Origin of the sequence: Pedobacter gandavensis (genome assembly GCF_032677645.1) — a bacterium.
Taxonomy (GTDB): Bacteria; Bacteroidota; Bacteroidia; order Sphingobacteriales; family Sphingobacteriaceae; genus Pedobacter; species Pedobacter gandavensis_A.
On record NZ_JAVTSB010000008.1, the window covers coordinates 146,345 to 167,222 of the forward strand.

A 20,878-nucleotide genomic window follows, 5' to 3' on the forward strand; every position below is an offset into this window, starting at 1 on the left:
AAAATGGGACCAGAAATTTTAATACCTATCACGTTTTTCATTTGTACCACCCTCCTTGTATTTGGCTTGAGGTATATGTCTAACAAAGAAAAAATGGCCATGATTGAGCGTGGCATGGAGCCTGGCCTGGCCAAACCAAGACCAAGTGCACCAACACCTTTTCTAAGTTTAAAGTTCGGCTTGCTATTAGTTGGCTTAGGACTAGGATTACTAATAGCGATGTTTACGGTAAGGGCTGCCGGATTGGGAGATGATGAAGGTGCTGCGGTATACTTTGGCTGTCTGAGCATGTTTGGAGGATTTGGCTTGATTATTTCTTATGCGGTGGAGAAAAACTGGCTGGATAAACAAAAAGACTAAACCTAAGCTCAGCCAACCTAATTACCTCTTAAACTCTAAAAAAGACGCGCGTCTATATAATATATGCAGCATAAGCAATCGGATATCGATTTAATTACTGAAGTCTTGTCGGGCAATACCGCGGTTTATGCCGAACTGGTAAAACGTCATCAGCGCTTTGTATTTACTTTGGCCATGCGGTTTTCTAAAAGCAGGGAAGATGCAGAAGAGATTGCTCAGGATTGCTTCGTAAAAGCATATAAGGCACTGGGTACCTTTAAACAGACGTCAAAATTCTCGACCTGGTTATACACCATCACCTATACCACTTCTATGAGCTTTTTACGTAAAAAGCGATTGGATGTACAATCTATTGACGAAGAAGGCAGTATCCTCCAACTGGAAAACCACAGTTCTGATTTCAATGCAGATCTGGTAGAAAAAAAATCCGGTTATGTGTACCTGAACCAGGCCATCGCGCTACTTTCTACGGATGATGCCAGTATCATTACCCTGTTTTATCAAGGCGAACAAAGCCTGGAGGAGATCGGAAAGACGCTCAATATGGAAAGCAATGCGGTGAAAGTAAAATTACACCGTGCAAGAATCAAGTTAAAAGAGAAATTACAATATTTGTTAAAAGAGGAAGTAAAGGAGTTATTATGATCAGCATCGAAGAAGAAATCTGGGATTATATTGATGGCAACAGCAATGCTGAACAGCGTTTGCTTGTGGAAGCTAAAATGGCCGCAGATCCGGTTTACCGTTCCCTATACGAGGAATTTCTGGATATTAACAGCCAAATGAGTGGCATGGGGCTGGAAGAACCCTCTATGTCATTTACCAGAAATGTAATGGAACAGGTGAAGCTGGAAACCGCACCGGTATCCTTGAAAACAAAAGTTGATACCCGTATTATCTATGGTATCTCCACGTTCTTTATCTGCGCAATGCTGGGGATTATAGGCTATGTGCTGGCCAACAGCAATTTTAACTTTGAAGGGTTCAAATCCGTTAACTTTTTGCCAACCGGAACGTTGGACTTCAGTAAAATGATAAACCCAACCTTTATCAAAGCATTCCTTTTTGTAGACTTGTTACTTGCTTTAGCTTACCTGGACAGGTTTCTGAGAAGAAAACGAGCAGAACATGCGGGTTAAGTGCAAAGCATTTCGATCAAATGAAAAGCAGACTTTACCATAGCACTGAAATGCCCTGAAATGAAAAATGCCAGATCAATTGATGATCCGGCATTTCTGTATATGTCTTGTGTTTTATTTGAATATAACCGGCAATTCGACAGCCACTTTATCCCAGGCGATGATCAGATTAGCACCTTCCGGCTGTGGACTAAAGGTCATAGATAAAGTCTCTACAGGCTTTTCCATCTTTTTAACCGGTACATCTACCCGAACCACATCTTGTGCTTCGTTATAGGTATACGCACCCCAGCGATCTGTTTGCTTATTGAGAATCATCGTCCATTTGTCCTTTTCAGGAATTGCAAACAAACTATAAGTTCCTTTTTTTATCTTTTTACCACCAATTACCACGTTCTTAAAGAACTTGATTTCTGTAGCCTCATTGGCTCCCAATCGCCAAACCTTACCATACTGTTCGAGTACGCCAAAAATATCGCGTCCTTTTCTAGTGGGTCTGGAATAGACAACCTTGACCACCGGACTGGAATCATCTTTAGCTTTAGCCACATTTAAGGGATAGTAAAGAATATCCGCCGGACTGGGATCTACAGCTGGCAGTTTATATTCCTGTGCTTGAGAAAACGTAGCGTAGAGCGCTAACATTGCGATTAAGCTGAATCTTTTCATAGGAAATAAAGCATATTAAAATACTAGTATTCGCGACCTTTAACTAATCCGTTAAGGTATATTGCTGATATAATGAAACCGATAATTCCACCCAATACAGACCATAAGAATGCGCCTGAAACTATTGCTGCAGTTAAAGTCCCGAAAAACAGGCCTAAAACGTAATATACCCAATCAAAACTGTTGTTATTTTCTTCGTTAGTCATTTTTAATATACTTAGGCCGCAAAGATATTGATTTATTTCAAAATAGGAAGCAGCATCGGAAGAAGTATCCAGCCCTTATCCCCTTAAAATTTGTCAGACATTTGTCAATTAAGACAAGCGTCCATCCCCGGCCATACAACTATTCAATCGATTGATTAATTTTGATGCGTCAAATTTAGAAATGGAAAAAGCAGATAAAAAGGCGGACATTCTGGAAGCCGCAGAGCGATTGTTCACAGAATTGGGTTACGAAGGCACTTCTACCCGTCAAATCGCTAAAGAATCAGGAGCCAACATGTCCATGATCAACTACTACTTTGGTTCCAAAGAAGGCGTTTTTATGGAAATCATGTCCAAAAGGATCTTCGGTTTCAATGAACAACTCCTCAGCATCAGTCAGGATAAACTCTCCCACATGGAAAAACTACTGAAAGTAGTAGAAAACTATGCGACACGGATTTTATGCAACCCCGGCCTACACAAAATGATGCACCGGGAGCTCACGCTTTCCCAACGTCCGGAAATGTTTTTAAAAGTGAAAAACTCCATGGCAAACAACCTGGTCGTGATCGAAAATATCATTGATGAAGGCATTGAAGCCGGTGATTTCCGCCCTGTAGATGTCCGCATGCTCATCGCAACTGTGATGGGAACCATTAGTAATGTGGCCATTTCCCCGGCAAAAATCACCTATGGTACTACCCTCGATATCAACATCGAGGAAGACAAAGCGCTGATTATCGAACGTCTGATTGCCCATCTAAAAGACCTCCTAACCGTGTATTTAACTCCCAATAATGATAAATAGAATCAAGTTCAGCGTCATCGCATTGCTCCTGCCCGGAATGCTTTACGCGCAAAACACCAAAAACCTGAGCTTATCGGAGGCCATACAGCTCGGCATTGAAAACAGCAAAAACCTCAAGCGTTCGCAAAACAAAATCGATGCGGCCATCAATCAGCTGAGTATCGCCAAAGACATGGCTTTACCTACTGCTGAGGCTTCATTTCTTTACAACCATGCGGAAATCCCTACAAATCAACTGATCATTGGCGGTGCTGATCCCATCAACCTGCCAAAACGTGCAGATGCTTTTGTAGGAACAGCCAGCGTAAAAGAGCTGATCTATGGCGGCGGAAAGCTAAGGTATGCGGAAGAATCCACTCGTCTGTTGACGGAAGTGGCCAGATTAGATGCGGATAAAGATAAGGAGGAGATCAGCTATGCGGTGATCAACACTTATTTCTCGCTTTACAAAATCATCCAGAGTAAAAAGGTGATTGCGCAAAATCTGGAGTCTATCGCAGGTCAGCTGAAACAAGCAGAAAGGTTTTTTAGCCAGGGTATCGTCACCAAAAATGATGTGCTCAGGTTCCAGTTGCAACAAGCAAATGTCTCGCTAACGGACATGGAAATTGAGAACAACCGAAAGATTTTAAACTACAACCTGGACGTGTTACTGGGCATCAGTGAAGACACGGAGCTGTTGCCGGTAGATCCTACCGCCAACCTACAGGCCCTTCCATCTTTAACCAGTTATATGGATGCTGCTTTTGCAAGCCGTCAGGAACTGAAACAGTTCGACATCAGGAACAAAGTAGCCGATGTGAACATTAAATCGGTGAAAGCCAATACACTACCTACAGTAGGTGTCGGTGCAGATTTGTATTATATCAATCCAAGCGGTTCTTTTATTCCGCCAAACCACCAGTTTCTAGTCCCGATGACCCTTGGCGCCAGCGTTTCCTGGAATATCGGGACACTTTGGACCAATAAACACAAAGTAACCGACGCCAGAATCCAGCAAAAGGACATTGAGCTTCAAAAAGACGTGTTTACCGACCAGGTAAAAACAGAGGTCAACAGAAACTATCAAAACTACCAGTTGTCGGTCAATAAGATTAAAGTCTTAGAAACTTCTATCACTCAGGCTACGGAAAACGACAAATTACTGGCTTCAAAATACAAGAATAATGTGGCTTCTGCCATCGATAGAATTGATGCAGAAACACTTTTATACCAGGCAAAGATCAATCTTGAATTAGCGAAGGCGGATGCCGGACTAGCCTACTATACCTTATTAAAATCAACAGGGAAAATCTCTCAATAAAAAACATTTTATACAAGTACCAATGGAAACTGAAAAGAAAAAAAAGAACATCGTAATCCCGATCATATTGGCAGTATTGATCATCCTGGGCGGGATATTTGGCGTTAAAGAATTCATCTATTACAGTAAACACGTAGATACGGATGATGCGCAGATTGATGGCGATATCAGTCCGGTAGTAGCCCGTGTTGGCGGTTACGTAAAAGACATCACTTTTGAAGAAAACACCCATGTAAAAGAGGGTGATGTGCTGGTAAAACTAGACGACAGCGATTATAAAGTAAGGTTAGAGCAAGCACAGGCTGGTCAGCAGGGTGCAAGCGCAGGTGTAGGTGTTTCTGAATCTCAGATTGCCGCTACCGCAGCAAATACCAGCACTGCCAAAGCAAATATCGAAGCGGCAAGGGTTAAGTTATCCTTAGCACAAAAAGATTATGCCCGTTATGCAAATCTGGTAAAAGACGGTTCAATTACCCAACAGCAATTCGATCAGGCAAAAGCACAGAAAGAGTCGGCAGAAGCTGCTTTCGCTGCTGCAAACGACCAATATGCTGCTGCAGTGAAGCAAGTAGGTACTACGCAATCTCAATTGGCAGTGAGCCATAATGGGGTAACACAACGTCAGTCGGATGTAGATTTCGCGAAATTACAACTGTCTTATACGGACATTAAAGCACCTGCAACGGGTATCGTTTCTAAAAAGAACGTACAGAAAGGTCAGTTGGTTCAGGCCGGACAATCCTTGTTTTCTATCGTGAACGACAACAGTATTTATGTGACTGCAAATTTCAAAGAAACGCAATTAGAAGACATCAAACCAGGTTTAAAAGTTAAAGTAGAAGTTGATGCTTATCCAAATGCAGAAGTAGAAGGTGAAGTTTACAATTTCGCGCCGATTACAGGTGCTAAAGGTTCACTTCTTCCTCCGGATAATGCCACAGGAAATTTCGTAAAAGTTGTACAACGTATTCCGGTAAAGATCAAAATTACCAACGCTCCTAAAGATATTCTGGCCAAACTTCGTCCGGGTATGAGTGTAAAAGTTTCCGTTTCAACAAAAGACTAAGAACATGGCCGAGAAAGGTTTAAAAAAGTGGGTGATCACGTTCACGGTAATCACAGCCTCCTTACTGGAGCTGATTGATACGACCATTGTGAACGTTGCCATCCCTCAGATACAGGGTAACCTGGGCGCAACTCTCGAAGATGTGGCCTGGTTATCTACCGGTTATGCGGTGGCGAATGTCATCGTGCTGCCCATGTCAGGTTGGCTGGGCAGTCGTTTCGGACGCAAGAATTATTTCCTTTTTTCCATAGTACTCTTTACCATCGCTTCCTTCCTTTGTGGAAATGCAACTAATCTGGAAGAACTTATCGCCTTCCGTATCCTTCAGGGGCTTGCGGGTGGGGGATTAATTTCTACCGCACAAGCCATCTTAATCGAAACCTGGCCCAGGGAAGATATCGGGATTGCCACCGCATTATTCGGACTGGGGGCTGTAGTAGGCCCTACTGTTGGTCCAACTATTGGTGGTTATTTACTCGAAATCAGCTCATGGCCTTTAATCTTTTACGTAAATATTCCCGTCGGAATTCTCGCGGCCTGGTGTACCTACACCTTTGTGAAGGAGACGCCAAAAGAAGGAAAAGGAATGCCGGTAGATTGGTGGGGAATGGCCTTATTGGTGATTGCTGTGGGTAGTTTACAGACTTTACTGGAAAAAGGAGAAAGTGAAGATTGGTTCGCAACACCTTACATTATAGCTTTGGCTGTGACTTCCGTTTTAGGTTTATTACTCTTCATCTGGAGGGAATTAAGCACGGATCACCCGATTGTGAACTTTAAAATTATGAGGCACCGCAGTTTCTCTGTCGGGATGTTTACCTCCTTTATCTTAGGTTTCGGCTTGTATGGTTCGGTGTTCGTATTCCCCATCTTTTGTCAGAATTTACTGGGATTCTCCCCGCTGCAAACGGGTGAGTTACTATTTCCGGGTGGGTTATGTACCATTATCATGATGCCTTTTGTGGGGATTATGCTTAAGAAAAACGTACCTGCACAGTTTATGGCCACCATAGGGATGTTCCTTTTCTTCGTTTTCTGTACCATGTTGAGCAACTCAACTTTGCAATCAGGAACGAGCGATTTCTTCCTTCCCCTGATCATCAGAGGTGTGGGTATGGCCCTGTTATTTGTGCCACTAACTACGCTGGCTATTCAGGATCTTAAAGGTGCAGAAATCGGACAGGGATCAGGATTGAACAATATGATGAGACAGTTGGGCGGATCTTTCGGGATTGCGGCTTTAACCACCTTGATTCATGTACGTCAGGGCTTCCACCGCAGCAATTTGCTGGTCAATGTGAACGAACATAATCCTGCATTTACGGAGCGTTTCAATGGTTTTATCCAGAGTTTCATTGCGAAAGGTTACAATTATCTGGACGCAAAATCACTGGCCCTGAAAGCGATTGAAGGTGCGGTAACGAAACAAAGTTTATTACTGACTTATAGTGACGCCTATTGGGTGGCAGGATTGGTACTTTTATGTTCGATCCCTTTACTATATCTTCAGAAATTTAAGAAGAATGTTGCCATTCCGGTAGATGTTCATTAAAAAAAACAGCCGTTAAGACTTATCTTAACGGCTGTTTAATCCCAAAAAATTAACAATTAATTCTGCTTCATTCAGGCGCATACGCCCGGTTTCAGCAATTCTTTAAAAGGAATTTGTATAACCTCTATAAATCTAAGTTAATCAATTCCTCCCGGAACTGCAATTAAATTAATTTAGCGCCCTTTCTCCATTTCGAAATGATTTTTGTAGCTTAAGCGCGAAAAAATGAACCATAAAGATGATGCAGAAACAACGCGCGAAAGGCCAGAGAGAGTCCGTATTCAACAATGAGGTTGTCTCCAGATTTGAACTTTACAACAGCCTTTTCCTAACCCTTCCCTTCTACCGGGTAAAAGACACCGGAACTTTGCTTCCGCTCTTCATTAAGTATTGCGAAGATGGTGTCAAGAACCACGAAACGCCAGCAGGAATCATTAATGCATTTTTTGAAAAGTATACCCAAAATAATTCTAAGCAAGACATTATCGACCTACTTTTCCGCTTCATTCAATACATCGAACGTCAGGTTGTATTGTTTGATGCTGTTGAAGATGCCTCCTTCAATAAACTAAATGCAGATGAAGAACACAGTGCTTTACTCGTTTATCTGAAGAAGGGGGTCGACAATCCGGCCTTAACTGAAAAAATTGAAAAACTAATTGAAGACTTTTCCCTGAGATTGGTCCTGACTGCCCACCCTACCCAGTTTTATCCTGGAAGTGTGCTTTCAATCATTACCGACCTGACCTCCGCGATTAAAACCAACGACATTTCGACCATTAACCAATTGCTACAGCAGCTGGGAAAAACGCCATTCTTTAATAAGAAATCGCCAACTCCGGTAGACGAAGCTTTAAGTCTGGCCTGGTACCTGGAGAACGTGTTTTATTTCGCTGCCGCCAATATCCAGTCGGAAGTCGACAAAAGCTTAAACGACTATAACCTGGAATCCAAAAAGATCATCGAACTGGGCTTCTGGCCTGGTGGTGACCGCGACGGGAATCCAAATGTACATACCGATTCTACCATTCAGGTGTCCAAAATGTTGCGCCAGATCCTTTACAGGTGCTATTACAGGGATTTCAGAAACCTGAAACGCCGCATTACTTTTAGAGGGGTAGAAGAGAATATCGCGAAAGTTCAGGATACCCTGTATCAACAGGCTTTTAGTCCGAACATCGCTACTGAAGACATTTCAGGCTGCGTAATTGAAAGTCTGAACAAGATCAAAACCACGCTTGATGAAGACCATGACGGCCTTTTTGCTGACCTGGTTTCCGACCTGATCCGTAAAATGGAATTGTATGGCAGTCATTTTGCCTCACTAGACATCAGACAAGATAGCAGGGTACTGAGAAATGTGCATACTTATTGTCGCCAGAGCAAGCCTTTAACGACCTTGTATCCGGAGAATTATGAGACACTAAATGAGCAGGAAAAGATCAATGCCATGATCTTTAAAAGCGCGAAGGTAAATTATACCGAAACCGCAGATCCTTTAATTGAAGATACGCTGCAAACCATCGCAGAGATCAAACAAATCCAGCAAATCAATGGTGCATTGGCTTGTCACAGATTCATTATCAGTAATTGCCAGCAGGCGAGTGATGTGTTGCAACTGATTGAATTGTTCCTGTACAACGGCTGGACTGAAGATGAGCTGACGGTAGATTTCGTGCCGCTTTTCGAAACGGTTCATGACCTTGCAGATGCCGCAGCCATCATGGAAACGCTGTATAATCACCCTTTCTACAAAAAACACTTACAAAATAGAGGCGGCAAACAGCACATCATGCTGGGCTTCTCCGACAGTACTAAAGATGGTGGTTACCTGATGGCCAACTGGTCTATCTTTAATGCAAAAGTTGCGCTTACAGAAACTGCCGATAAACATAACATTCAACTGGCATTCTTTGATGGCCGTGGTGGTCCTCCTTCCAGAGGTGGTGGTAAAACACACCGTTTCTATGCCTCTATGGGGAAAGAAATTGCCAATAAGAACATCCAGCTTACCGTACAAGGGCAAAGTATCAGCTCTCAATACGGTTCTATCGACAGTGCCGAGTTCAATATGGAGCAACTGATCAATGCCGGTATTTCTGCCGGGATGAAGGAAAAACACAATATCCTGCTAGATCCTTTACATAAAAATCTATTGGATGAAATGGCCACAGAAAGCTTTGACGCCTTCGTTTCCCTACGTAAACACCCGCTATTCTTAAGCTACCTGGAGAAATTCTCGCCGCTTACCCTCTTGTCTAAGATCACCATCAGCAGCAGACCGGTAAAGAGAAATTCCGGAGAAGCGTTGAAACTGGAAGATTTAAGAGCCATCAGCTTTGTTACCGCATGGAGTCAGCTGAAACAGAATATCCCCGGGTTCTATGGTATCGGAACAGCCCTTAAAAGCCAGTTAGAGCTTGGTAACTGGGATAAAGTGGTAAAAACTTATCAGGAATCAGGTTATTTTAAAACCATCGTAGACAATTGTATGATGTCGATGAGCAAGACAGATTTCGCGATTACCGCATACTTTGCCAATGACAAGGTATATGGCGCTTTCTGGACTACGCTTTACAATGAATTTGAGCTGTCTAAGGAATTGTTATTGAAACTTTCTGGTCATGAGAGCCTGATGGAAAATTACCCTGTAGAGAAGCGTTCTATTTCCGTTAGGGAGAAGATTGTACTGCCTTTGGTATTGATCCAGCATTATGCCCTGGAACAGTTGCAAAATGAGCACCTTGATGAGGAAGAATTGCAAGCTTTAGAAAAACTAGCGATCAGAACCGTTTATGGTATTGTAAACGCGGGTAGGAACCTCGCTTAACCTCCATTAAAAAGCCGGACTAAACTTTTCATCCCCGAATCTTTGCTGAAAAGCAAAGATTCGAATGTCTTCAAAGCATTAGTCCGGCTTTTATAAATTCGCAGCACACTCGGGTTTCAACCTATTGCGCTTTACAAATTGGGCGAATTTCAAGGAATCATCTTATTCCTTCCTTCTAAATCTTTACTGCATAAAAAAAGAAGCTTTGCTATGAAACGGCCTTGAAAATTTTGCGCTGTTTAGCGCAAAAGGTTTCAGCCGATGAATAGTCAAGCTTCTTTTTTAAAAATACTTCAGGAGGACCAAACCCCTTGAAGCACAATCCAGATTTAGTAAATTACTTTACCTGCAGAAGTAACGATTGAAGCGATACGTACCGCATCAAATACTCTTTCTTCTGTAGCGCCTAAAGCAAGAATCGAGTGTTCATGTGCATTTACACACATTTCACAGCCATTAACGGCAGAAACGGCAATACTCATTAACTCAAAAAATTCTTTACCGGTAACCGGGCTGCTCATAATCTGCATGCGTACGCGGGCAGGAATCTGAGTATATTTCTCTTTTCCAGTGAAGTGACGGAAACGATAAAACACATTATTTAAAGCCAATAAAGAGGCGCAACCTACTGCTTCAGCGATTTCTTCTGCTGTTGCTTCTTTTGCGATAGCCAATTTCTCAAAGAAATCAGTTAGGATTTTATTGTTGTTATTTACCGCAGTACTCAATGCGATTAAGGCGCATTCTTTTTCAGTCATGTGATTAGAACTGAAAGTACTGGTAAAGTTTAATTTTAAATCACGTACGTATCTTGAATTACCTTTTTCTAAAAGCGTAAGGCTTTCGTTTCTGTAATCTGGTTCAAGACCTACTACGGCTAATAATTCTTGAATAGTTTCTGTTGCTGCTGTCATGATAAATAAATTTTTGGGTAAAAGAAATCCCTGCAAAAATGCATTTTACAGGGATTCTTAGGATAAAACAGTAAAATTATACAGTTAAAGTCTCTTGACCTTTTTCCCAGTTACATGGGCAAAGTTCGTCAGTTTGCAAAGCATCTAGTACTCTGATTACTTCTTTAACGTTACGACCAACGCTTAAATCATTTACACTTGCCCAACGAACGATACCTTGAGGATCGATGATGAACGTAGCACGGTAAGCGATTTTTTCGTTTGGCTCTAAAATATCTAAAGCTTCAGCTAAAGATTTAGAAGTATCTGCTAACATTGGGAATTTCAAATCACGTAAATCATCGTGGTGAGTTCTCCATGCAGCGTGAACGAATTCAGAATCCGTAGATGCACCGATTAAGGTAGTATCACGGTCACGGAATTCACTGAAGTTGTTGTTAAATTCTGCGATTTCTGTTGGGCAAACAAAAGTAAAATCTTTTGGCCACCAGAACATACAAGTCCATTGGTTGTTTTCGTTGATTAAAGAATCTGAAGTAATTGTTTCGAATTCTTTACCTTTTTCTAGACTAACTACTGCAGTTTTTGAGAATGACGGGAATTGTTGACCTATATTAATCATAGTTTTTATTTTTTAAATTTCGTACCGCAAAGGTAAGGCTATATCCCCTGATTTGCAACCAAATTCAAGAGATAACAGATACTTAATACTGATACACATATAGACAAAATCTATACTTTAGTATTTAATATAAGTTTTTTTCTATTTACTTTTTCAAGGTGGTTTCGAACAGTTTATAGATGCGTTTATACTCGTCGGTCCAGCTCGAAGGCTCCACAAAACCATGATCTTCAACAGGATATACCGCCAACTCCCAGTTGTCTTTGCCCAGCTCAATGAAACGCTGCGACAGTCGGACGATGTCCTGGAACTGCACATTCTCATCTACCATGCCGTGACACATCAGTAAATTACCCTTTAAACCCTTCGCAAAATAGATCGGAGAGCTGCGTTTATAGGCCAGTTCATCATTAAAAGGCTCATTTAAGATATTTGAAGTATAGCCATGGTTATAATGCGCCCAATCGGTAACCGACCTTAATGCCGCACCACTGCTAAACACATCAGGTTCGTTAAATAAGGCCATTAGGGTGATAAAACCGCCGTACGAACCTCCATATATGCCCACATGCTTCGGATCTACGTTATATTTCTCTACCAGCATTTTGACGCCATCTACCTGATCCGTTAAATCTTTTCCACCCATATGTCTGTAAATACCCGTCCTGTGGTCTCTGCCATAGCCAGAACTTGCGGTATAATCAATGTCGATCACCGTATAACCGTTATCCGCCAGCATATTATGGAACATATACTCCCTCGAATACTGGCTCCACCAATAATGTACGTTCTGCAAATAACCTGCGCCATGGACAAAAACTACTGCCGGACGGTTTGGATGCGGTTTTTTAGTCGGGTATACCCTTGCATAAACATCAGCACCATAACGGTTTTTAAACGAAACCAGATCTGGCTCCCTCCATTTGTAAGCTTTGAACTCTTCGGAATTGGAATTGGTTACCTGAACCGCCTTTGCACCTGGTTTATTGGCTTGGATATACAGCTCCCATGGTTTATTCATATAGGAATAATTGATGGCCAGCCACTTTTCATCCGGAGATAGTGTGACCTCATTTCCACCTTTCATACTGGTCAATTGCACCAATGGACCGCCATTTACAGGCAGTTTATAGAAATGAGTGATTCCAGGGTGGTCTTTATTTGCCTTGATATAGAAGGTTTTCTTGTCTTTTGAAAGCTCCAGATTTTGTACTTCCCAATGACCGGAAGTCAGTTGTTTTTTTACGCCAGTGGCGATATCTGCCAGGTACAAATGACTGTATCCAGAGGCCTCACTTTGAAAATAGAAGCGGTTTTGATCTACCCAACCTACATTTCCCCAACCAATGCCAGGGCCGCCAATCCAGGCCTCATCTCTTTGTCGGTCGATTAGGCTCAGATTTCCGGTAGCGCCATCCAGTTTAAGGATCCAGCGATCCTTATTGTCCTGCGCTTCGGCAATCATGATGGCCGCCGTTCCAGACGCATTCCAGTACGGCCCATCCAGGTTTACCTGACGGTCTTCATTCTTCTTTTGACGCTCGGCCAGTTGCTTCGGATAGTCCTTCACATAGTCAGGAAGGTCTTTTATCCCCGGAATTTGCTCCGTATGTACGTTATAAACAGTATCCCGCTGCTGGTCATAAATATAGAATTTAAAGGTTGGCAATGGCTCCCCCACCTTGGTTCTCCCCGCAATGTCTTCCGTATATCCGGAAGCTGTGATATAATTGGGAACAATCGTGTTTACACCGCCTGCCGCAGGGCTAACCAGCTTATAACTCACAAATCTGGCATCCGGACTAACCACCAATCCGCTCAAAAATTTGTCTTCCAGATAAATCGGTCTTAATGTTTTCTCGGCTTTTTCAGGATTGATGTTTCCAAACCTTCCTTTAGTTGGTTTTCCTGCTGCATTTCTCTTCTTAATGATATCAAAAAGATTCGTCTGATCGTCCTTTAGCCAGGTATTCTGGATGGCAGCATTGCTTTTATCAGCGATTTTTCCGGTTTGATCAGTTCCGGTCCCTGTTTTATCTCCTGTACTTCCAGGTTTTCCTTTGACAAAGTTTGTCAGTTGTCTGATTTCATTACTTTTCAAGTTCAGCGCAAAAAGATTGTCGCCACGCTGAAAAACCACCCCGCCATCTTTCAGGAAAGCAGGTTTAATTTCCCTTTCCATCGTACGTGTTAACCGTTGCTCAGTTTTCGTTTTTGGGTGATACAGGTATAAATCGCCGGCTTTTTCAACGATTCCCATCGAACGGTCTTCCGAATAAATATAGTTTGTGCCCAGGGCTGCGGTTTTCGCTTTTTCCTCCGACTTTTCTCTTTTCAAAGAGGCTGCCTGAACCTGATAACCTTCAGATTTCTCTTTATTTTCAGGATTCCAGTCAAAAAAAACTACTTTACTATCGGCCGACCAGCGGAAATTTGTTGGGGCAACACCGATCCATTTCTGGTCGCGCATGATTTTTTCGACACTTAAAGTTGGGCTTTGTTGCGCCTGAGCGGCAGTCGCGGCAAATAACACCAGGGTAATTAATCTTTTCATTTTGTTTGTTTTGGTAATTCAGACCGGCATTCGGCTTTCGGCCGGCCTGCTGGGTCAATATTTACTTTATATTAGGTTAATATTTACATCTAAAAGGGCTTCCCGGATCCCTCTGGCAACTGTTTAAATCCTAAATAACAAGGAGCAAACGCTGCTTTTAATAACAAAGGACGAATCCTAAATAACAAGAGACAAACGCTGCGCTTCATCACATAGGGCAAAGCCTTAATGGCAACAGGAAAAACCCCCAACGGTAATGGCCAAATCGAGGATCAAACGCCCTGGTAAACCAATTTTTCCGGAAGGAACATCAATTTGAGTATAAGCGCATTTCATTTTGTATATTTAGTAACCTCAAAGGAGGTCCTTTTTAACTCGCATAAACTAGCCGGCATTTATGATACCAACGATTAACTCCGTTTTTAAAGCACAGCAGACGCATAAATATACACTTAGAAACAGCAATGCAACGCAACGAATTGATAAATTAAATGCTTTAAAAAGTAGCATTGAGGCCTATGAAAAGGAAATTTATGCGGCCTTAAAAAGCGACTTAAGGAAAAGTGAGTTTGAATCGGCAATCACCGAAATCGTTTTTATTTACAGCGAGATCGATTTCGCGATTAAGCACCTGAGCAGCTGGATGCGCCCGGTAAAAGTGGGCAAAACCATTACTGCGCTGATGGCGAAAAACAGGATTTATTACGAACCAAAGGGTGTTTGCCTGATTATTTCGCCATGGAATTACCCCTTTCAGCTGATGATGGCGCCACTAATTTCGGCCATTGCTGCCGGAAATTGCGCCATATTAAAGCCTTCAGAATTGAGTGTTGCAACCAGTTCAGTCATCTGTCGGATCATTGAAAAATGCTTTGAGGAATCGGAAGTCTGCTGTTTTGAAGGAGACGCGAAAATCTCTACACACCTACTCAGTCTGCCCTTTGATCACATCTTTTTTACAGGAAGTACCGCCGTTGGAAAGATCGTTATGGAGGCCGCGGCCAAAAACCTGACCTCTTTAACCCTGGAACTGGGTGGAAAATCACCAACACTGATCGACGAAACAGCCAATCTGGACACCGCAGCCGAAAAAATTGCCTGGGGGAAATTGACCAATGCCGGTCAGACTTGTATTGCGCCCGATTATATCTTAATTCATGAATCCCTGGAACAAGCTTTTATCGAAAAATATAAAACGGCAGTCCAGAAAATGTTCTATACGGAATCCGGAACGCTAAATCTGGATAGCTATGCTAAAATCATCAACAAAAGACATTTTAACCGCATTGAGGGGCTGATTTCTGATGCGGTAGAGAAAGGTGCGACCATGCCTTATGGCGGCAAAGGAGAGGAAGCTACGCAAACCATTATGCCCACGATTCTGCGGGGCTTACCGGAAAATGCAAACATCATGAAGGAAGAGATTTTCGGCCCCGTATTGCCCGTTATCCCATTTAAAACGATAGAAGAAGCCATTGCGTTGATCAACAAAATGGACAAACCACTGGCACTTTACGTTTTTAGTGAGGACAAGAACAAGATTCAGCAGGTGATCAAAAATACCAGTGCCGGAGGAACCTGTGTCAATGATGTATTGATCCACATCAGCAACCCGAAACTACCTTTTGGTGGGGTAAATGGCAGCGGATTGGGCAGCTGCCACGGACAATTTGGCTTCAAAACCTTTTCTCATGAAAGAGCAGTTGTTTTTCAATCTAAACTGGAAATGAGCACCCTGATTTATCCGCCTTATGAGAAAAAAGGATGGGTGTTAAAATGGTTGAAAAAGCTGATGTAGGCTACCCGATTCGTACAGAGGTCATAGTTAAAGAGCCTGCAACTGCCTTATCGTTGAAAAGCGAGACCGGTTCCCGATCATTTTTTAGCCCCAGCGTATACATGAGTGGCAGGTAATGTTCCGGTGTCGGAATCGCCAGCATTGCTGCTTTTCCAAGTGTCTGATAAGCCTGTAAGGGCTGGTGTTCGTTGCTTAAAATCAGTCGTTTAAATTGATCATTGATCTCTAAAGCCCAGTCGTAACCACCGCCATTGATCATTTCCCAGCTCATCATCCTCAGGTTATGCACCATATTACCGCTACCCAGGATCAGTACTCCCTTTTTACGCAATTCATACAGCTCTTTGGCCAGCTCATAATGGAAACGCGCATCCTTCGTATAATCAATGCTCAGTTGTACCACAGGCACATTTGCTTGCGGATACATGTGCCTCAATACCGTCCAGGCACCATGGTCTAATCCCCAATCGTGGTCCAGACCTACTTCTACACTAGTGATCAGTTTTTGAGCGGCTATAGCCAGATCCGGACTTCCCGGAGCGGGATAATCAACATCAAATAAAGCCTGAGGAAAGCCTCCAAAATCATGAATCGTAGTAGGGAAATCCATGGCCGTTAAATGCGTGCCTTTGGTAAACCAATGCGCAGAAACGACAATTACAGCCGTTGGAACAGGAATATCCTGAGCCATTTCCGCCCATTTGGCACTAAATTCATTGTCTTCGATCCCGTTCATCGGAGAACCATGGCCCATAAACAAAACGGGCATTAAATAATCCTGTACCGGTAAATGCTGACTAAAAGTTCGGAATTGCGATAAGTTTGTCATGAGATTAAAAAGAAAAAATCAAGATTAGAGAGAAAGAAAACAAGGGTAGCGCCCTACCCTTGTCTATCCTATGCTACCTGAAAAATCAAGCCCTTATTTAGCTTTTACAAATTCCAGGTTTAGAGAAATTTTAACGTCTTTAGCAACGCCCATTCCTGAAGGATCAAACTTGATGTTATAATCCAGGCGGTTAATGGTCGTATTTGCTGCGAAACCAACTTTCGTTGTTCCTTTATCATCCGTATGTGTGCCCCCTAAAACCACATTAAATTTTACATCTTTAGTAACGTCACGAATGGTCAGTTTACCTGTCAATTCGTAATCATTTCCTTTCAATTTTTTGAAAGAAGTACTCTCAAAGGTCATGGTTGGAAATTGCTCTGCATTAAAGAAATCATCCGATTTCAAATGTTTATCACGGGGTTCTACCCTACTGTCAATGCTATTTACATCTACTGTAAAGTTAACTTTAGCATCTACAAAATCAGCTTTTGGAGCTTCAATTGTGCCATTAAATTTATTAAATGAGCCGTCTACAAATGAAATCCCCATGTGACCTACAGAGAAATTCACAAAAGAGTGCATCGGATCAACCGTCCATTTCGTTTGTGCGAAAGACGCAACGCTGACAGACAGCGCAACCAACAATAAAAATACCTTTTTCATAATTCTATAATTTAATGATTTACAAATGTATAACGATTAAAAATACAGAATATTGATCTATGATAAGAAACAACGAAACGGAATTATTTTAACACATTGTAAAAGTTAAATTCCGCCCTGATCATGTACATATTCTTGTTGTAACGGTTGGCAATATTACCGGCCGCCTGAAACCTATAGCCCAGATCGATGCGCGTTCTGCTGTTGATGATCATTTGAACAGCTGGTGCCAGATCCACATAAGACCTTCCGTTTTCAGGATTGGTTTTACCCAATACCTCAAAATAGAGGTTGAAATTTGGCTGATTATAGTTCTTATAGACAAAAGGCAAGACCAGATAACCCGAAGAAAGGCTGTATCCCAGCATGTGATTTGGCTGAGGCATCCCCAACAGCTGTTTGCTATCGCGCTCAAAAGCCTTCGAATAGCTCACTGTAGCCGATAAAGCCAATTTATGCAGCAACTGCGTGAAAACAAATCCACCCTGAATACCTGAATTATCGCCTTCCAGATTGATATCTTCTGAATAAGTTGGCCTGTTGCTCATACTTACCCTTCCAAATGCCGCAGCACGGAAATGGCGCTTCATCTCATCGATAGAAAGGAACCTGTATTTGGCGTATAAACTACCCCCTTCGGCCTTAAAACTGCCGTCCATGTTAGATAAAAACCCTTGTGCATGTACCATCAGGTTCTTATTGAAACCAAACATCAGCTCTGGTGTGGTTCTGATGTTAAAATCAGGACTTACCCTGCCTTCATTGGTTAACCTAAACCCGACAGATTTTGCCGGCATATTGCTTGCAGGCTCCGAAAACACGTATAATTCCTGCGCCTGAGCAGTGGTTCCTACCGCAAAAGCGATGGGAACCAGTAAAAATTTAAGAAATCTCATGCGCTGCTATTAAATGCTTAAGTGATAAATACGAGTTTTTTTACCATCTACAACACCTGAACCGCTGGTATAGGTTTCAGATTTCAGCGTTGCTGCTTTTTTTTTGAATTCTGCACCTGAGATAAAGTTTTTGTCGACTACAGTTGCCGTTACCGGACCGTTTAACGTCTGACTTTTTTGATTTAAAAACTGGTAAACATTGGTTCCGGCAGTCGCCAGGCCTTTGTCATCTACCTTAGTATTGTTGAAATTGAAAACCGCAGTTAAGTTCCCTACAGAGAAACCTGCATCTTCTACTTTCTTTCTGATCTGGTCGATATTTACGGCTTTATCCTTTTTAAAAGTAATGGCAAACAGGTTTTTATTCAGATCCGGTTCAATCGCATCCACGAAATCCAGGGTTCTCAAAGACTTTTCAGTAGCCTGAGAACACATCGAACAGGTTAAGCCGGTAACTTGTAACTCAGCAGTAGTAATTTGTTGTGCAGAAGCTTTTCCTGCGATTAAAACGATAGAAAGTATGATTAGATTTTTGATAGTATTCATGATATGGGTATAATTTATATGTTTAAAAATGAACTCGTTGACGGCCAGATAAAGACGCGTCAAAGCCTCCACAGCAAGCTTGCTGCAGAGAAAATAAATTATTCCTGGTCTAATTTCTGAATACGCAATGGTAAGCGTGAAGGGAGAGGATGGCTGATAAAGGCGGTGCCTTGTTTTCTACCTTGCTGAATAGCGTAGGCATCAACTGACGGAAAACTTCCGAAATCAGCGGACTAAACAGCATTTCCAGACTGAAATCCGTCGGAAGCTTCACTTTAGCACCCACCTGATGGCTGTCCTTAATTTTCGCTTCTATAGATTTGTCCTTGCAACAATCGCCGGATTCCTGTTTTTTTGTGGATGCTTTGCAGGCGCTGCAACTTGCAGTTTCTACCCAGCGAACCTCAGAAAGCTTGCCACTACAAAAGTGCATATTCAATGCAACCCCGATCATGGTGATCAGGTAAAATGCACATAGGCCTAAGGTAAGTTTTTGTCGCAGCTTCATGTTTTAACAAAAATACTCATAATACTCAGAGAAAACGACTGCCCCTTTTAATAAAGCAGATTTACCTTAACTTAGCCCTAAATTTGACTATATAATGAAGAAATTCTGCGTCCTTATCCTGTGTTTCTGTTTAAGCACGGCCTTCGCTGCCAAACCAAAACACCAATATGTGAGGTTAAAAACTGACCTGGGAGAATGTGTGATCATGCTCTATAACGAAACGCCACTCCACCGTGATAACTTTGTGAAACTGACGAAGAAAGGTATTTATAACGGTACTTTATTCCACAGGGTGATCAAAGATTTCATGATTCAAGGGGGCGACCCGGATTCAAAAAAAGCAAAACCGGGCGAGATGCTGGGCGAAGGAAGTGTTGGTTACACCGTTCCTGCGGAATTCCGCGATAGCCTGTTTCATAAGAAAGGCGTTCTGGCAGCTGCCCGCGATGACAATCCGGAGAAAGCATCCAGTGGCAGTCAGTTTTACCTGGTTCAGGGTCGTAAGTTTAGCGATGAAGAGCTGGATCGTACAGAAACGAGCCGTTTAAAAGCCAAAATCCCTGCCTACCAACGCGAAGTTTATAAAACTATTGGTGGCGTACCGCACCTCGACCGCAAGTATACCGTTTACGGAGAAGTGGTTCAGGGCATCGACCTGATTGATCTGGTAGCGGCTGTTCCGACAGATAAAAATGACCGCCCGGCTGCCGATGTGAAGATGACCATGACGGTCTTGAAACGTCGCGAAGCGAAAAAACTAGAAAAAGAAATAGAGAAAGAATTGAAATTTAAAGAAAACTCCCCTTTAAGGGCATAAACCATATCATACCGATGAAAATCATTTCATACAACGTCAACGGCATCCGTTCTGCCACTACAAAAAACTTCATTGGCTGGTTACAATCTACCGATGCAGATATGGTTTGCTTGCAGGAAGTGAAAGCATTGCCGATCCAGATTCCGGAAATCCTGACTTTAATCGAGCAGCTGGGTTACCACCATTACTGGTTTCCGGCAGAGAAAAAAGGATACAGTGGCGTGGCGATTTTTACTAAAATCAAACCTAATCATGTAGAATATGGTTGTGGCGAAGAATGGATCGACAAAGAAGGACGCATCATCAGAGCCGATTTCGACACTTTCTCTTTAATGAGTGTGTATTTGCCATCCGGTTCCAGTGGAGACGAGAGACAGGTTAAAAAGTACGAATTCATGGACTTTTTTAACAACTATATCGGAGAAGTTCGCAAAGAACATCCAAATCTGATCATTTCCGGAGATTACAACATCTGCCATACCGCCATTGACATTCACAATCCGAAATCCAATGCCAAATCTTCGGGATTCTTACCGGAAGAAAGAGAATGGATGGAGCTGTTTTTGAATAACGGTTTTATTGATACTTTCAGACATTTCAACAAAGACCCACATCATTATACCTGGTGGAGTTTCAGAGCGGGATCGAGAGGAAAGAACCTGGGTTGGCGTATCGATTACCACCTGGCCAGCAAACCGATGTTGGAAAGATTAAAAAACGTGACTATTTTAGCTGATGCCATTCACTCAGATCATTGTCCGGTGATGTTAGAATTAACCCCATAACCCGCTTAAA

Annotated in this window: 21 protein-coding genes; 11 read left to right on the plus strand and 10 right to left on the minus strand. The window is 42.4% G+C overall.

The features are described from left to right. Positions 1-3 precede the first annotated feature (3 nt). The 3 genes from R2Q66_RS14700 to R2Q66_RS14710 all read left to right on the plus strand — a co-directional run bounded on the left by R2Q66_RS14700 (position 4) and on the right by R2Q66_RS14710 (position 1,499). On the plus strand, positions 4-360 hold the full coding sequence (locus R2Q66_RS14700; RefSeq protein ID WP_316750223.1) for a DUF6249 domain-containing protein: 357 nt from the start codon (positions 4-6) through the stop codon (positions 358-360). Between the two features lie 63 nt (positions 361-423). Next, positions 424-1,005 carry a sigma-70 family RNA polymerase sigma factor gene (locus tag R2Q66_RS14705; protein WP_316750225.1) on the plus strand — a complete coding sequence of 194 codons (582 nt, stop codon included), beginning with the start codon at positions 424-426 and terminating at the stop codon, positions 1,003-1,005. Beyond that, positions 1,002-1,499, plus strand: a complete 498-nt coding sequence (locus R2Q66_RS14710; RefSeq protein WP_316750227.1) for a hypothetical protein — start codon at positions 1,002-1,004, stop codon at positions 1,497-1,499. Before R2Q66_RS14705 ends, R2Q66_RS14710 begins: the two co-directional genes overlap by 4 nt. A 114-nt stretch (positions 1,500-1,613) precedes the next feature. Here the strand turns inward: R2Q66_RS14710 and R2Q66_RS14715 are convergent, their stop codons facing one another. After that, the gene (locus tag R2Q66_RS14715) at positions 1,614-2,168 is read right to left on the minus strand and encodes a DUF2911 domain-containing protein (RefSeq protein ID WP_316750229.1); all 555 of its coding nucleotides are present in this window, start codon (positions 2,166-2,168) and stop codon (positions 1,614-1,616) included. Between the two features lie 23 nt (positions 2,169-2,191). Further along, positions 2,192-2,374 carry a hypothetical protein gene (locus R2Q66_RS14720; RefSeq protein WP_316750231.1) on the minus strand — a complete coding sequence of 61 codons (183 nt, stop codon included), beginning with the start codon at positions 2,372-2,374 and terminating at the stop codon, positions 2,192-2,194. Positions 2,375-2,555: 181 nt separating this feature from the next. Here R2Q66_RS14720 and R2Q66_RS14725 point away from each other — a divergent pair, with 181 nt between their 5' ends. The 5 genes from R2Q66_RS14725 (at position 2,556) to R2Q66_RS14745 (ending at position 9,933) form a co-directional block, all read left to right on the plus strand. Next, positions 2,556-3,182, plus strand: a complete 627-nt coding sequence (locus tag R2Q66_RS14725) for a TetR/AcrR family transcriptional regulator (RefSeq protein ID WP_316750234.1) — start codon at positions 2,556-2,558, stop codon at positions 3,180-3,182. Then, positions 3,172-4,485, plus strand: a complete 1,314-nt coding sequence (locus tag R2Q66_RS14730) for a TolC family protein (protein ID WP_316750236.1) — start codon at positions 3,172-3,174, stop codon at positions 4,483-4,485. The genes R2Q66_RS14725 and R2Q66_RS14730 overlap by 11 nt, the downstream gene beginning before the upstream one ends. 22 nt (positions 4,486-4,507) lie before the next feature. Further along, a complete protein-coding gene (locus R2Q66_RS14735) occupies positions 4,508-5,551 on the plus strand; it encodes an HlyD family secretion protein (RefSeq protein ID WP_316750238.1) in 1,044 nt (347 codons plus the stop codon). Positions 5,552-5,555: 4 nt separating this feature from the next. After that, complete coding sequence (locus tag R2Q66_RS14740; RefSeq protein ID WP_316750240.1) at positions 5,556-7,103, plus strand: DHA2 family efflux MFS transporter permease subunit; 1,548 nt, start codon at positions 5,556-5,558, stop codon at positions 7,101-7,103. Between the two features lie 238 nt (positions 7,104-7,341). Beyond that, on the plus strand, positions 7,342-9,933 hold the full coding sequence (locus R2Q66_RS14745; protein ID WP_316750242.1) for a phosphoenolpyruvate carboxylase: 2,592 nt from the start codon (positions 7,342-7,344) through the stop codon (positions 9,931-9,933). Positions 9,934-10,262: 329 nt separating this feature from the next. Here the strand turns inward: R2Q66_RS14745 and R2Q66_RS14750 are convergent, their stop codons facing one another. From R2Q66_RS14750 to R2Q66_RS14760, 3 genes are all read right to left on the minus strand, one after another. Further along, positions 10,263-10,847: a carboxymuconolactone decarboxylase family protein gene (locus tag R2Q66_RS14750; RefSeq protein ID WP_316750244.1), complete on the minus strand. Its 585-nt coding sequence runs from the start codon at positions 10,845-10,847 to the stop codon at positions 10,263-10,265. Positions 10,848-10,923: 76 nt separating this feature from the next. After that, a complete protein-coding gene (locus R2Q66_RS14755; RefSeq protein WP_316750246.1) occupies positions 10,924-11,469 on the minus strand; it encodes a peroxiredoxin in 546 nt (181 codons plus the stop codon). 145 nt (positions 11,470-11,614) lie between these two features. Continuing rightward, complete coding sequence (locus tag R2Q66_RS14760) at positions 11,615-14,023, minus strand: S9 family peptidase (protein WP_316750248.1); 2,409 nt, start codon at positions 14,021-14,023, stop codon at positions 11,615-11,617. Positions 14,024-14,420: 397 nt separating this feature from the next. On the opposite strand from R2Q66_RS14760, the gene R2Q66_RS14765 reads away from it, so the two are divergent. After that, positions 14,421-15,821 carry an aldehyde dehydrogenase family protein gene (locus R2Q66_RS14765; RefSeq protein WP_316750251.1) on the plus strand — a complete coding sequence of 467 codons (1,401 nt, stop codon included), beginning with the start codon at positions 14,421-14,423 and terminating at the stop codon, positions 15,819-15,821. A gap of 1 nt (position 15,822) precedes the next feature. Here R2Q66_RS14765 and ygiD read toward each other — a convergent pair whose 3' ends face one another. The 5 genes from ygiD to R2Q66_RS14790 all read right to left on the minus strand — a co-directional run bounded on the left by ygiD (position 15,823) and on the right by R2Q66_RS14790 (position 19,266). Continuing rightward, positions 15,823-16,650 carry a 4,5-DOPA dioxygenase extradiol gene (gene ygiD, locus R2Q66_RS14770; protein ID WP_316750253.1) on the minus strand — a complete coding sequence of 276 codons (828 nt, stop codon included), beginning with the start codon at positions 16,648-16,650 and terminating at the stop codon, positions 15,823-15,825. A 93-nt stretch (positions 16,651-16,743) separates the two neighbouring features. Then, complete coding sequence (locus R2Q66_RS14775; RefSeq protein WP_316750255.1) at positions 16,744-17,316, minus strand: YceI family protein; 573 nt, start codon at positions 17,314-17,316, stop codon at positions 16,744-16,746. 83 nt (positions 17,317-17,399) lie between these two features. Beyond that, on the minus strand, positions 17,400-18,212 hold the full coding sequence (locus R2Q66_RS14780; protein WP_316750257.1) for a hypothetical protein: 813 nt from the start codon (positions 18,210-18,212) through the stop codon (positions 17,400-17,402). 9 nt (positions 18,213-18,221) lie between these two features. Then, positions 18,222-18,758, minus strand: a complete 537-nt coding sequence (locus R2Q66_RS14785) for a heavy-metal-associated domain-containing protein (protein WP_316750259.1) — start codon at positions 18,756-18,758, stop codon at positions 18,222-18,224. Positions 18,759-18,867: 109 nt separating this feature from the next. Beyond that, entirely contained in the window at positions 18,868-19,266 is a 399-nt protein-coding gene (locus R2Q66_RS14790) for an HYC_CC_PP family protein (protein ID WP_316750260.1), read from the minus strand. Between the two features lie 94 nt (positions 19,267-19,360). Here R2Q66_RS14790 and R2Q66_RS14795 point away from each other — a divergent pair, with 94 nt between their 5' ends. Then, complete coding sequence (locus tag R2Q66_RS14795; RefSeq protein ID WP_316750262.1) at positions 19,361-20,083, plus strand: peptidylprolyl isomerase; 723 nt, start codon at positions 19,361-19,363, stop codon at positions 20,081-20,083. Between the two features lie 14 nt (positions 20,084-20,097). Next, positions 20,098-20,868: an exodeoxyribonuclease III gene (locus R2Q66_RS14800; RefSeq protein ID WP_316750264.1), complete on the plus strand. Its 771-nt coding sequence runs from the start codon at positions 20,098-20,100 to the stop codon at positions 20,866-20,868. Positions 20,869-20,878 lie beyond the last annotated feature (10 nt).

Excerpts from the sequence above, each read along its gene's own strand:
- R2Q66_RS14800 (WP_316750264.1), top strand. The coding sequence starts at position 20,098 with ATGAAAATCATTTCATACAACGTCAACGGCATCCGTTCTGCCACTACA.
- R2Q66_RS14700 (WP_316750223.1), top strand. The coding sequence starts at position 4 with ATGGGACCAGAAATTTTAATACCTATCACGTTTTTCATTTGTACCACC.
- R2Q66_RS14760 (WP_316750248.1), bottom strand. The coding sequence starts at position 14,023 with ATGAAAAGATTAATTACCCTGGTGTTATTTGCCGCGACTGCCGCTCAG.
- R2Q66_RS14750 (WP_316750244.1), bottom strand. The coding sequence starts at position 10,847 with ATGACAGCAGCAACAGAAACTATTCAAGAATTATTAGCCGTAGTAGGT.
- R2Q66_RS14795 (WP_316750262.1), top strand. The coding sequence starts at position 19,361 with ATGAAGAAATTCTGCGTCCTTATCCTGTGTTTCTGTTTAAGCACGGCC.
- R2Q66_RS14755 (WP_316750246.1), bottom strand. The coding sequence starts at position 11,469 with ATGATTAATATAGGTCAACAATTCCCGTCATTCTCAAAAACTGCAGTA.
- R2Q66_RS14775 (WP_316750255.1), bottom strand. The coding sequence starts at position 17,316 with ATGAAAAAGGTATTTTTATTGTTGGTTGCGCTGTCTGTCAGCGTTGCG.
- R2Q66_RS14725 (WP_316750234.1), top strand. The coding sequence starts at position 2,556 with ATGGAAAAAGCAGATAAAAAGGCGGACATTCTGGAAGCCGCAGAGCGA.
- R2Q66_RS14780 (WP_316750257.1), bottom strand. The coding sequence starts at position 18,212 with ATGAGATTTCTTAAATTTTTACTGGTTCCCATCGCTTTTGCGGTAGGA.
- ygiD (WP_316750253.1), bottom strand. The coding sequence starts at position 16,650 with ATGACAAACTTATCGCAATTCCGAACTTTTAGTCAGCATTTACCGGTA.
- R2Q66_RS14790 (WP_316750260.1), bottom strand. The coding sequence starts at position 19,266 with ATGAAGCTGCGACAAAAACTTACCTTAGGCCTATGTGCATTTTACCTG.
- R2Q66_RS14765 (WP_316750251.1), top strand. The coding sequence starts at position 14,421 with ATGATACCAACGATTAACTCCGTTTTTAAAGCACAGCAGACGCATAAA.
- R2Q66_RS14745 (WP_316750242.1), top strand. The coding sequence starts at position 7,342 with ATGATGCAGAAACAACGCGCGAAAGGCCAGAGAGAGTCCGTATTCAAC.
- R2Q66_RS14735 (WP_316750238.1), top strand. The coding sequence starts at position 4,508 with ATGGAAACTGAAAAGAAAAAAAAGAACATCGTAATCCCGATCATATTG.
- R2Q66_RS14740 (WP_316750240.1), top strand. The coding sequence starts at position 5,556 with ATGGCCGAGAAAGGTTTAAAAAAGTGGGTGATCACGTTCACGGTAATC.
- R2Q66_RS14785 (WP_316750259.1), bottom strand. The coding sequence starts at position 18,758 with ATGAATACTATCAAAAATCTAATCATACTTTCTATCGTTTTAATCGCA.
- R2Q66_RS14710 (WP_316750227.1), top strand. The coding sequence starts at position 1,002 with ATGATCAGCATCGAAGAAGAAATCTGGGATTATATTGATGGCAACAGC.
- R2Q66_RS14715 (WP_316750229.1), bottom strand. The coding sequence starts at position 2,168 with ATGAAAAGATTCAGCTTAATCGCAATGTTAGCGCTCTACGCTACGTTT.
- R2Q66_RS14720 (WP_316750231.1), bottom strand. The coding sequence starts at position 2,374 with ATGACTAACGAAGAAAATAACAACAGTTTTGATTGGGTATATTACGTT.
- R2Q66_RS14705 (WP_316750225.1), top strand. The coding sequence starts at position 424 with ATGCAGCATAAGCAATCGGATATCGATTTAATTACTGAAGTCTTGTCG.
- R2Q66_RS14730 (WP_316750236.1), top strand. The coding sequence starts at position 3,172 with ATGATAAATAGAATCAAGTTCAGCGTCATCGCATTGCTCCTGCCCGGA.